The organism is Thermophilibacter provencensis (assembly GCF_900128445.1).
Taxonomy (GTDB): Bacteria; Actinomycetota; Coriobacteriia; order Coriobacteriales; family Atopobiaceae; genus Thermophilibacter; species Thermophilibacter provencensis.
The window spans coordinates 212,580-224,599 of record NZ_LT671417.1; the positions used below are offsets into that span (position 1 = coordinate 212,580).

General features: G+C 68.1%; 9 protein-coding genes. 3 read left to right on the forward strand and 6 right to left on the reverse strand.

What is annotated here, in order from left to right; genetic code table 11:
* Nucleotides 1–20: 20 nt before the first annotated feature.
* Complete coding sequence (locus BQ7391_RS00990) at nt 21–1,175, forward strand: hypothetical protein (protein ID WP_129583879.1); 1,155 nt, start codon at nt 21–23, stop codon at nt 1,173–1,175.
* Between the two features lie 271 nt (nt 1,176–1,446).
* On the forward strand, nt 1,447–1,830 hold the full coding sequence (locus tag BQ7391_RS00995; RefSeq protein ID WP_075278911.1) for a hypothetical protein: 384 nt from the start codon (nt 1,447–1,449) through the stop codon (nt 1,828–1,830).
* A gap of 16 nt (nt 1,831–1,846) precedes the next feature.
* On the opposite strand, the gene BQ7391_RS01000 is transcribed toward BQ7391_RS00995, so the two are convergent.
* From BQ7391_RS01000 to BQ7391_RS01020, 5 genes are all read right to left on the reverse strand, one after another.
* The gene (locus BQ7391_RS01000) at nt 1,847–3,787 is read right to left on the reverse strand and encodes an NAD(+) synthase (RefSeq protein WP_075278912.1); all 1,941 of its coding nucleotides are present in this window, start codon (nt 3,785–3,787) and stop codon (nt 1,847–1,849) included.
* Between the two features lie 41 nt (nt 3,788–3,828).
* On the reverse strand, nt 3,829–4,572 hold the full coding sequence (locus BQ7391_RS01005) for a transposase (RefSeq protein ID WP_075278913.1): 744 nt from the start codon (nt 4,570–4,572) through the stop codon (nt 3,829–3,831).
* 87 nt (nt 4,573–4,659) lie between these two features.
* Entirely contained in the window at nt 4,660–5,424 is a 765-nt protein-coding gene (locus tag BQ7391_RS01010; RefSeq protein ID WP_328586758.1) for an amino acid ABC transporter ATP-binding protein, read from the reverse strand.
* 6 nt (nt 5,425–5,430) lie between these two features.
* Nucleotides 5,431–6,708 (reverse strand): amino acid ABC transporter permease, encoded by a 1,278-nt coding sequence (locus BQ7391_RS01015; protein WP_083662028.1) that lies wholly within the window; start codon nt 6,706–6,708, stop codon nt 5,431–5,433.
* A 102-nt stretch (nt 6,709–6,810) separates the two neighbouring features.
* A complete protein-coding gene (locus tag BQ7391_RS01020; RefSeq protein ID WP_129583880.1) occupies nt 6,811–7,743 on the reverse strand; it encodes a transporter substrate-binding domain-containing protein in 933 nt (310 codons plus the stop codon).
* Nucleotides 7,744–7,983: 240 nt separating this feature from the next.
* Here BQ7391_RS01020 and BQ7391_RS01025 point away from each other — a divergent pair, with 240 nt between their 5' ends.
* Nucleotides 7,984–9,270, forward strand: a complete 1,287-nt coding sequence (locus BQ7391_RS01025) for an L-cysteine desulfidase family protein (protein ID WP_075278915.1) — start codon at nt 7,984–7,986, stop codon at nt 9,268–9,270.
* A 257-nt stretch (nt 9,271–9,527) separates the two neighbouring features.
* Here the strand turns inward: BQ7391_RS01025 and tsaD are convergent, their stop codons facing one another.
* Nucleotides 9,528–12,020, reverse strand: coding sequence for a tRNA (adenosine(37)-N6)-threonylcarbamoyltransferase complex transferase subunit TsaD (gene tsaD, locus BQ7391_RS01030; protein ID WP_075278916.1), 2,493 nt, complete (start codon nt 12,018–12,020; stop codon nt 9,528–9,530).

Below are 12,020 nucleotides of genomic sequence, written 5' to 3' on the forward strand. Positions count from 1 at the left end.
GAGCCATGAGGACTCGCGTCGTGAAAGCCCTGAGAGAGCTCGTCTTCTGCGTGCTCGCCCTGCCCCTCGCGGCCACCCTGGCGGCATGCGCTCCCCAGGCCTGGGAGCCGCCTCCCGGCACCATGCAGAGCGGGTGGCGGGGCTCCTCCATGATTGGCATCAACATGCTCGTGTCCGGCTACACGTGGGACGGCGGCGCCTCCGACGCCGCGGCGCCCATGGATGTGGGTGAGGGCGTCCCGCACTTCGAGGTCGAGGGGGCCGAGACGGTGCGCGTGTACTTCTCGCAGGCCGCGACGGACGTGGACGTCGCGCGCTACTCGGCCGATGCCGAGGAGGGCGAGCCCGTGGCCGTGTCCGGAATCACCAGCGACGGCGTCACCCTCGAGGTCGAGCCCGGCTGGCGCTACGCCGTCTCCGCCCAGTTCGAGGACGGGAGCGCGGACTACCTCATCGACGTTGTGTCTGACGGGTCCGCACAGGAGGAGTTCACGAGCACGGCGATGGTCGTCCTCCTGGGCAACGGAGAGCCGCTCTTCATAGACCGGGAGACCGAGTCGCCCTACTACCCCACCCTACCGGATGACGCTCCCGAGCTCGCGACGGGCAACATTGTGCGCGTGACCGGCAACGGCATCATGCTCGAGAGCTACCCCGCGCAGTATCCCGGCATCACCAAGGTGGAGGTCCTCGAGGAAGGCGCGCCCGAGGACGCCGAGAAGTACGCCGAGCTCGCGGCGCAGCTCTGGCAGCCCAAGGACCCGGCTGAGCCGGCGCTCGCCACCCTCGAGTACCGCACCGAGGAGGCCTCCGTCTCGCTGTTTCCGCTCGCCAACGCCTGGACGTGGTCCTACGAGCAGAACGGCGATACGGTGACGGCCTCCAACGACGCGCCCGCCGCCAACCAGATCGACGCGACCGACCTCCCCGAGGTCGCCGCCGGAGAGACCGTCGAGGTCACCATGACCTTCGACCTTCCGCCGGTCGAGTCGGACGACTCCCGCTGGCCCGAGGTGGCGCGCTACCCCGAGAACGACCTCGAGACGGGCGCCGAGGCGGTGGACGTCACGCTCTCTGGCGGAGCGCTCGAGTTCGCCGTTGAGCCCGGATGGCGCTATCGGGTCGACGTCGCGTTCGACGCCGGGCAGGTCAGCTACGTCTTCACCGTGAGGTGACACGAGGGCGTGCAAAGGGGACAGGCACTTTTGCACGGCTTCCCCCTTAGCTCGTATTGGCGGAATGGGGTACGGACATGAAGCCCAGGGCATCTTGCGGCATCGCGATCGCCGCGATTCTGGCCATCGTCGTTGTCACCTTCGCATCCTGCGTGACGCTCCCGCATGACGGAGAGCGCGGCCCCATGCCGACGTCCCCGGGGCGCGGGCCCTGGCATCCGGAGAGGACGGCGCCGTCGCGCTCACCCTGGACAACTACACCTGGAGCTTCATGAACGGCAGCGAGAGGCGCATCGAGGAGCTCCGCCAGATAGACCCCCAGGAATGGCGCGTCGACGATCTGGCCCAGGTGTCGGTGGCCGAGGAGGCATCCATCACCGTGCTCTTTGACGAGAGGCCGCTCTGGGCATGCGCGCGGAGCTGGGACGAGGAGGAGCTCGCCGCCGGCTCGATAGCGGACTCACCCCTTTTCTGGCGGCTCCGCACGCTGCTTGACGCGGCGGGCTCGGTGGGCGACGAGGTCCCCTCGAGCTTCGAGGACGGCGTCCTCACGTTTGATGTCGAGCCCGGGCGCCGCTATGCGATCAGCACGACCTACGAGCAGGGCTTCTCAGGAAACGACCGCATCGAGTACGTCTTCACCGTGCAAAAGTGACTGCCCCCTTTGCACGCTACAGCGCCTCGAGCTCGGCGAGCCAGAGCGTCGCGCAGGCGTCCGACGGCATGCGCAGGTCGCCGCGCGGGCTCACGGCCGCCGAGCCCACCTTGGGGCCGTCGGGCAGGCAGCTGCGCTTGAACTGCTGGGCGAAGTAGCGGCGATAGAAGACCTTGAGCCAGGAGAGGATCGTCTCGTCGTCGTACTTCTCACCCAGGGCGTAGCGGGCGAGGCGGTAGACCTTGGCCGGGTTGGTGCCGCGCCGAAGGACCTCGTAGAGGAAGAAGTCGTGCAGCTCGTAGGGGCCCACGAGGTCCTCGGTCCTCTGCGCGATCGTGCCGTCTCCGGTGGCGGGCAGGAGCTCCGGCGAGACGGGCGTGTCCAGCACGTCGAGAAGGACGCGCGCCTCGTCCGCGTCCCCGCAGGTGTCGGCCACGTAGCGCACCAGATGGCGCACGAGCGTCTTGGGCACGCCGGCGTTCACCGCGTACATGGACATGTGGTCGCCGTTGTAGGTGGCCCAGCCGAGCGCCAGCTCTGAGAGGTCGCCCGTGCCGATGACGAGGCCGCCCTCCTGGTTGGCCACGTCCATGAGAATCTGCGTGCGCTCGCGCGCCTGGGAGTTCTCGTAGGTGACGTCGTGGACAGACTCGTCGTGCCCGATGTCCGCGAAGTGCTGGCGCACCGCGGCGGCGATGCCGACCTCGCGAAGCTCGGCTCGTACGGTGCGGGCGAGCTCGCAGGCGTTGTTGTAGGTGCGATCCGTGGTGCCGAAGCCCGGCATGGTCACCGCGATGATGCCGTCGCGCGGAAGCCCCAGCAGGTCGAAGGCGCGCACGGCCACGAGCAGGGCGAGCGTGGAGTCCAAGCCGCCCGAGAGACCAATCACCGCGCGGCGCGAGCGCGTGTGCGCGAGGCGCTTAGCGAGACCGTGCGCCTGGATGGAGAAGACGTCCTCGCAGCGCTCCGCACGGCGGGCGGCGTCGGTGGGCACGAAGGGGTGCGGGTCTACGTAGCGGGTGAGCGCGGTCTCGCGCGTGGCCGCGTCCGCGCCCAGCGAGAACGACGCGACCGCATAGCCCGCGGCCTCGGGCGAGGATGCGCACTCGAAGGTGGACATGCGCGTTCGCTCGGCCGCGAGGAAGCGGACGTCAATCTCGGAGACGGCGCGACCGTCGCCGAAGGGACTGCCCTCCGCGAGCAGGCGGCCGTTCTCGGCCACCAGATCGTGCCCGGAGAAGACGAGGTCCTGCGTGGACTCGCCGGTGCCGGCGCTCGCGTAGACGTAGCCGCAGACGAGGCGGGCGCTCTGGCCGGACACGAGGCTGCGGCGATAGTCCGCCTTGCCCACGATGGCGTTGGACGCGCTGAGGTTGCAGATCAGCGTGGCTCCGGCCTGCGCGTGGGCCGTGGAGGGCGGCGCGGGAACCCAGAGGTCCTCGCAGATCTCTGCCGCCACCACGAGCTCGGGGAGCTCCTCGCAGGTAAAGAGCAGGTTCGTGCCAAAGAGGGTGTCCCGGTTGCCGGCAAACAGGACGAGCGTGACCTCGGCGGGGCCGGGAACGAAGTGGCGCCCCTCGTAGAACTCGTTGTAGGTGGGGATGTGCGTCTTGGGCACAAGGCCGAGGACCTCGCCGCGAGAGACCGCGGCGGCGCAGTTGTAGAGCTTGCCGCCGGCGCGCACGGGCACGCCCACGAGGATGAGGGCGGGAAGGTCGGCGGTGCGGGCGGCAAACTCGGCGAGGCCCGCCTCGGCGGCGCGGACGAGCGACTCCTGCCAGAAGAGGTCCTCGCAGGTGTAGCCCGTAATCGCGAGCTCGGGCAGCACGATGACGGCCGCGCCGTCCTTCTCGGCAGCCTGGCGCGCGGCGGCCACGCAGGCCTCCACGTTGAAGGAGACGTCCGCGACGCGCACCTCCGGCGTCACCGCCGCGACCTTGACGAATCCGTCCCTCATCCCAGCCTCCTCCGTGCAAAAGGGACAGTCACTTTTGCACGCTACGTCGTTGCTCTCGTGATGGTGCCGCGGCCAATGCCCGTAAGCCTCTCGACCTGCCTCACGGACAGCCCCGCCTCCCGCAACTCACAGAGTAGCGCATTGCGCCGAGCCTTCTCCTGGCTCTTGAGCTCAGATGCCGTCAGCGGTCCCAAAACCTCGCGCGCAACTTCCCCCGCCATGGAGTCAGCAAGCCTTGGCCATGCTGGAGGGCGGTAGCGAACGCGCTCGGGAGAGCTGGAGAACCTGACGAACGCCTCGCGGCTGCCGAGCATCTCAAGCAGCAGCCCGGTGTCGGCATACTCGGGAGCACCGACGTACTCATGGTAGCTGCTCCACGGATAGTCCGCGGCCGCGCAGATGCCAGCTTTCGCAGGGTTGTTGTGGATATAGCGCATGGCCTCAAGAAGATAGGATTCGCCCTCGACGGGGCTGCTGTAGAACCGTCCCTGGAACACATGCCCGACGTGACCACCTCGCTTGTTGAAGCGGTGGGCGTAGCGAGTGGCGAGGGAGCGCATTAGCTCGCTTAGGCAATCGCCCGGATCTTCGAGAAGCAGGTGAATGTGATTTGACATGAGGCACCATGCCAGGACGCTTGCGCCGTGCTTGCGCACAGCTGCCAGCAACATGTCAAGAAACGCCAAACGGTCGGCATCGTCCTCAAAGAGGTTCTGCCGACCGTTTGCGTAAAGAACTACGTGGTAAAAGCCAGATTCTGCGACACGTCTCGGTAATCTGGGCATAGCGCCTCCCCTCACCTTGTTGGTGAGAGATGTTATACCCCTTCAAACCTCCGACAAGCGTGCAAAAGTGCCTGTCCCTTTTGCACGCTACCCCTCGAGGTAGCGGGCGAGGAACTCGCGGGTGCGCGGGTGCTCGGGGGACGAGAAGAGCTTCGAGGGCGCGCCCTTCTCGGCGATGACGCCCTTGTCCATGAAGACGACCTCGTCGGAGACGTTCTTTGCGAAGGCCATCTCATGCGTGACCACGACCATCGTCATGCCGTCTGCCGCAAGGCGCCGCATGACCTCGAGGACCTCGCCCACGATCTCAGGGTCGAGCGCGGAGGTGGGCTCGTCGAAGAGCATGAGGTCGGGCTGCATGCAGAGGGCGCGCGCGATTGCGACGCGCTGCTTCTGACCGCCCGAGAGGTTGTTGACGTCCGCCCGCGCAAAGTCCGCGAGGCCCACCGACTCAAGGTGGCGCATCGCGACCTCCTGCGCCTCGGCCTTGTTCATCTTCTTGAGGGTCACGGGCGCGAGCGTGCAGTTGTCGAGCACGTTCATGTTGTTGAACAGGTTGAAGCCCTGGAAGACCATGCCGATCTTCTCGCGCAGGCGGTTCACGTCAACGTGCTCGGCGGCGAGGTCCGCCCCGTGGAACCACACATGGCCGGCATCTGGCGTCTCGAGCAGGTTGATGCAGCGCAGAAGCGTCGACTTGCCCGACCCCGAGGCGCCGATGATCGTGACCACCTGGCCGGGCGTGACGTCGAGGTTGATGTCGCGCAGGACCTCGAGGTCGCCGAAGGACTTGCGCAGCCCCTCGATGCGGACCATCGGCTCGGCGGCGCTCGATGCGGAAGCGTTTCTCATGATGTCCTACCTCCCCTGGCCCCGGCCGCGACGATGCTTCTTGCCATCCCGCGGGGGCGCAGCACTGACCTCTTCGGTCTTGACGGGCGTGTCAGACGTGCTGCCCACGACCTCGGCGCTCACGTTGAAGCGGTGCGCAAAGCGCCCGAGCAGCCACGTGGCCAGCATCGTGAGGATGAGGTAGGCAACCGTGGAGATGAGCGCCGTCTGGAACTGCTGATAGTAGATGCCAGCCACGGTCGTAGTTGCAAACATCAGGTCGAAGGTGCCGATGACCGAGAGCACCGACGAGTCCTTGATGTTGATAACGAGCTCGTTGGAGAGGCCGGGAATCGCGTACTTGATTCCCTGCGGGAAGACGACCTTAGCCATGGCCTGCCACTGAGAGAGACCCAGGGAGCGCGCCGCCTCGGTCTGGCCCTTGTCGACCGACTCGATGCCACCGCGCAGCACCTCCATCATGTAGGCGGTCGAGTTGAGCGTGATGGTCACGAGGCCCGCGAGAAACGTCGTCCAGATGCCGTTGATCTGGGTGGTGGTGAGCGCGGTCATGCGCAGGATGCCAAAGACGCCGTAGTAGATGATCATGGCCTGGACCATCATCGGCGTGCCGCGGACCACGGTGGAGTAGAGCTTGGCAAATCCCGAGCCAACGACCTTCCAGAAGCGCACGAAGTCGTTGTCCGGCCGGTCGATGGTCTGGATGCGCGCAAAGACGAGCAGCAGCGCCAGGAAAAACGCGATCACGGTGCCAAAGACCGCCAGCTCGACGGTGGTGACAAGGCCGGTGAAGAACGTGTCACGCCCCTGGTAGAGGATGTAGCACATGCTCTCGAGCATGGGTTCGGGACGGTGCGGGTCCGCCGAGTTTGCGGCCTGCACGGCAACGTCCCACGCCGACGCCACGCCCATGACCACACGGTCAACGAAGAGCACAAGCACGATCGCCCAGATCACGTACGAGGCGTAGCGCAACGCGCGACGGAAGGCGGGCCTGGCAAAGGGCGAGAAGGACGTGTAGTCGCGCCACTTTGCGAGCTTGGTCACGAGCGCGACGGCGCTCACCACGAGCCACGCAACGAGCACGTAGTACATCACGAGCTCGACGGTGAACGCGTGGGCGAGGAAGCTCATCGCCGGACGGGGCGAGCTCGAGAGCAGCATGCCCGCGAGCGCCACCGCGCTCGTGCCGAGAAGGACGTAGCGATGGTCATCAAAGAAGAACGAGGCGACGCGACCACGCGTCCTTCTCGCCGTCTGCTCGCCGGAGGGAGCGGAGCTCATCTTGTATCTCCTTCGTATTTCATGCGTGCGGGCGCGCGCCCTCATCTGCGGCGCGCGCCCCTATCTTACGCGATGTGCAAAAGTGACTGTCCCTTTTGCACGCTACGCCGGCTGGCGATCCATGCAGTCGTTCCACATCTGCTGGCGCTCGTCCTCGGGGATGGCGTTGATGACCTCGTTGATCTGCTCGAGGACAGTCTCCTGGCCCTTGGCGATGGCCGCGTTGTCCGGCATGACGGAGCCCTCGAACTTGTCCTCCATCTCAAGCTCCACGAAGTTGGGGTAGGTCTCGAGCAGCTTGGGCACCGAGAGCATGGAGTAGGTGATGACGTCGCTCGTGCCGGAGGCGAGGCTCTCCACGACGATGGGCACGGTCTCGCCCGGCGTCATGTGGTTGATGTCGGGGATCTGGTCGATGACCGTGTCGTACATGGTGGCCGCCTGCCCCATGACCGACGCGCCCGCGAGGTCGGCGAAGGTCGTGGCGCCAGCGTAGGGAGAGTCCTGCGCGGTGATCATGACGATGTCGTCGTCGATGTAGGAGTCGGAGAAGTCGGCAGACTGCGCGCGGTCCGGGTCCACGGACATGCCGGCGCAGACGATGTCGATCTGGCCGTTGTTGAGCGCGTCGATGAGGCCGGCGAAGTCGAGCTTCACGGCCACGGGCTCCATGCCCAGGGCCTCGGCGATGCGCTTGGCGACCTGCACGTCGTAGCCGTCGGCGTAGGCGCCGGAGACGTTCTCGATGGGGATGGTGAACTCGGACTCCTCGGAGACCTGCCAGTTGTACGGGGCGTAGGCGGCCTCCATGCCAACGCGGAGGGTCTCGCCGTCGCCGAGCGTGGCGGCCTCGGTGGTGTCCGCGGCGTCGTCGGCCGGCTCGTCGGTGGTGTCCGTGGTGGAGTCCTGCGCGGCGGGGCCGCAGCCGGAAAGGACCATCACGCCTCCCATGCCCGCCACGAGGCTCGACAGCTTGAGAAAGTCGCGGCGAGAGACTCTTTCAGATACGTACACGTGCGTGGGGGTGGCCTTCATGGTGGTTCCTTTCCCTTTTGTGTGAAATCCCCTTCCGCGCGACGCAACCGGAGGGGACCCATTCCCCTCCCCCTTGCAAGCGGGCGCACCCGATGCGAGAAAGTTACGCGCACGGCATGGGAGGATAGCGCGCCGGCGACCGTCGAGCGAGCTGATAGTATGCTGAGAAACACCGTCGTAACGGGTGGGCGTGCAAAAGTGCCTGTCCCCTTTGCACGTCCTTTGCACGGAAGGAGTGCCATGGACCAGGAGACCTACGACGCCTACGTCGCCATCCTCGAGGAGGAGCTCGTCTGTGCGATGGGCTGCACCGAGCCCATCGCCGTGGCCTACTGTGCCGCGCTCGCGCGCCAGACGCTCGGGGCGCTGCCCGAGCGCGTGAGCGTTGCCGCCTCGGCAAACATCATCAAGAACGTGAAGAGCGTCGTCGTGCCCAACACGGGCGGCGCGCGCGGCATCGAGGCCGCCGCAGCGGCGGGCGTGGTCGCGGGCAACGCGGACGCCAAGCTCGAGGTCCTAGCCGGCGTGACCGGGGAAGAGATCGCCACGATGCGCGATTTTCTCGCCACGCACGAGGTCAGCGTCTCGCCGAGCGAGCGCCCGTGGATCTTCGACATCCAGGTGCGCGTCTCGGGTGACGGCCACGAGGCGCTCTGCGAGATCGCCGGTTCGCACACCAACGTCATCCACGTGGAGCGCGACGGAAAGGTTCTTCTCAGCGAGCCCTTCGAGGAGTCCGCAGGCGAGAGGGACGCCGGGACGGACCGCGGCTGCCTTTCCATCGAGAAGATCGTCGAGTTTGCCGGCGCGGTGGAGATGGATGACGTGAAGCAGCTGCTCGGCCGACAGATCGCCTGCAACATGGCTATCGCGCGAGAGGGCCTGGAGGGCGAGTGGGGCGCCAACATCGGAAGCGTGCTGCTCTCCGCATACGGCGACGGCGTGGCCAACCGCGCCAAGGCCTGGGCCGCCGCAGGATCCGACGCGCGCATGGGCGGCTGCGAGCTGCCCGTGGTCATCAACTCCGGCAGCGGCAACCAGGGCATCACCGCCAGCGTCCCCGTGATCGTCTACGCGCGGGAGCTGGACGTCTCCCACGAGGAGCTGCTGCGAGCGCTCGTAGTGTCCAACCTCGTGACCATCCACCTCAAGACCGGCATCGGCCGCCTCTCCGCCTACTGCGGCGCCACGAGCGCGGGCGCTGGCGCGGCGGCCGGCATCACCTACCTCTATGGCGGGCGCGCGGACGAAATCGCACACACCGTGGTGAACGCCATCGCCATCGACTCCGGCATGGTCTGTGACGGCGCCAAGGCGAGCTGCGCGGCAAAGATCGCGAGCGCGGTCGAGGCGGGACTTCTGGGCATGCAGATGCAAATCCAGGGCAAGCAGTTCTACGGCGGCGACGGCATCGTGGTCAAGGGCGTGGAGAACACGATTCGCAACGTAGGCGTTCTGGCGGCCCAGGGCATGCGCGAGACCGACCGGACGATCATCGAGCTCATGTGCGGGTCCGGCGCATGCTAGACGCGCAAAAGGGACAGGCACTTTTGCACGGTCTGGGCTCGCATTTCCGTAATAACGCGTCTATGCGCGCGGCCTTTCAGGCGCATGAGCGCACCTGCGGCCGAGGTCGCCAGCGTAGCCAGTGAGCGAGCCGCCCGCGCCCGACACGCAATGCCGGAGCGCGGCGTTACGCGGGATCGCCAGGGGTCTGCCGCATCCGGTCACACCCCTTCACTCCGCACGTCCTATGAGGATGCAAAAGCGTGCAAAAGTGCCTGTCACTTTTGCACGGTCCACACGGGCGGGACGGGGGCGTCGGGCGTGGACCAGGCGCCGAGCGGCGCGTTGGGGTCCGCGTCCAGCGTGAGGGGCGAGAAGGACCCGGCGCGGAAGCTCCGCAGCGCCGCGATGCCAATCATCGCCGCGTTGTCGCCGCATGCCCGCATGGGCGGAACCGTCACGCGCACGCCGCGCTTCTCGAGCGCCGCCTTGTACGCAGCGCGCAGGCCCGGGTTGGCCGCCACGCCGCCGCCGACGCAGAAGTCCGACACGCCGGTCTCCTCCACCGCGGTCACGGCCTTGGCCACCTGCACGTCGATGACCGCCGCCTCGAAGCTCGCGGCCAGATCGGGAAGGTTGATCGCCCGCCCGGCGCGGTTCTCGCCCTCGATGTAGGTGATGACGGCGGTCTTGAGGCCGGAGAGGCTGAAGCTGTAGTCCCCGCTGTGCATCATCGCGCGCGGGAAGTGGATGGCCTTGGGGTTGCCCTGCGCGGAGAGCTTGGAGATCACGGGGCCTCCGGGGTAGCCCAGCCCGAGCGCCTTGGCCACCTTGTCGAAGGCCTCGCCCACCGCGTCGTCAATCGTGGCGCCGAGAAGGACGTAGTCACCCCAGGCGCGCACGTGCACGAGCATGGTGTTGCCGCCGGAGACGATGCTCGCCACGAAGGGCGGCTCGAGGTCGGGCGTCTCGAAGAGGTTGGCCATGAGGTGGCCCTCGAGGTGGTGCACGGCTATGAGCGGCAGGTCGGCGGCCGCGCAGAGGCCCTTGGCGAAGGCCACGCCCACCACGAGCGCGCCCACGAGGCCCGGCCCCGCCGTGCACCCCACCGCCGCGAGGTCGGCCGGCGTCAGCGTGTCCACGCCAAAGTGCTCGCCGGCGCGCGCGAGCGTCTCCTCGAAGACGCCCACGATCGCCTCGGTGTGCTTGCGGGAGGCGATCTCGGGCACCACGCCGCCAAAGCGTGCGTGGAAGTCGATCTGCGTGGCCACCACGTTGGCGCAGACCACGCCATGGGAGTCCGTCACGGCCATGGCCGTCTCGTCGCAGGAGGACTCGATGGTGAGGACGAGCGGGCCGGCGGCGGCAATCGCGGCCTCGGCCTCCGCGCTGCGCGGTGCGCACTCGATGGGCCACGGGCGGATGGAGGGCGCGGGCTCGGGGTGGTCGTCCCCACCGCCCACGGCATCGGCGGCCAGCGGCAGCGGCGCGCGCAGAATCAGCGCGTCGTGGGCGGACTCGCCTGCGCCGGCCGGATAGTAGCCGGGACGCCGCCCCTCCTCCGCCAGGCCAAGTGCCACATAGAGGGCGCGGGCCGGGTCGTTCTGGGCGTCCACCTCGAGGGAGAGCGTGTGCGCGCCGAGCATCTGCGCGTCGTAGGCCACGCGGGCCACGAGGCGCCGCGCGATGCCCTCGCGCCGGCGCGCCGCGTCCACGACGACCTCCTCGACCTCGAAGTCCGCCCCGGCGAGCACGCCGCCCGCGAAGCCGATGATCTGGCCCTGGTCGTGCGCGACCCACCAGCTGCGACCGGGCTGCGTGAGCTCCTCGTAGAAGAGCCTCTCGCTCCACGGCGTGTGGGCGGAGCCCTCGTAGGTCGCCGCCTCGAGCGCGGCCACGGCGGAGGTGTCGTTGACGGTCATGGGGCGCAGCTGCAGGTGGATGCCGGCAAGGGCGTCATCGACGCCGGTGAGCTCAACCGTTGCCGGCGCCTTGAGGCCCAGGCGGGTGCGCTCTGCCTCCTCGGCGTCAGACAGGCGCGTGTAGATGGGCAGCACGAGCGCCGGGTCGCCGGACTGGTCGGCGGGCCCGGAAAAGACGCCGGCCTCCGCGGCGGCGCGCAGCAGTCCCTCGCCCGTGGGGTACCACGCCTCCTCCGGCGAGAAGTGCGAGAAGCCCGCGGCCTCGAAGCGCGCACGATACTTGGCCAGGCCATTGCCCGTGAGCGTGAGCTCGGCGGCGTCCGCGCGCTCCGCCCAGGCGGCCACGCAGGCGTCCGCCTTGACGACGGTCTCGGCGGCGAAGGTGCGGTGCGCGCCGGCGTCGTCGAGCCGGTAGATGCCGGGATAGACCTCGCCGCGCATAGCGTCTCCCGCCACGGCAAGCGTGCCACGGACGCCGGCCGCGTGCGCGGCCCAGGCCATCGCGTCGAGCGCGGAGGCGCCGAAGAGCGGACGGCCCAGCCCGCAGGCCAGGCCCTTCGCCGTCGCCACGCCAATGCGCACACCCGTGAACGAGCCCGGGCCGCGACCGGTGAGGACGGCGTCGACGTCGGCCATCGAGAGGCCTGCGTCCGCGAGCGCCTGGCGCGCGGTCCCCACGAGCTCCACGTTGGCCTGGCGGCGGCACAGGTGGTCGCGCGCGGCCAGCACGGTGACGCGGCCTTCCGCGGCCACGCGCGCGACGGCGCACGCCAGCATGTCCGTGGACGTGTCCAGCGCGAGGACGATCTTCTCGACAGGGATCGATGCTCCGGGGTTCTTCTCGCTCAT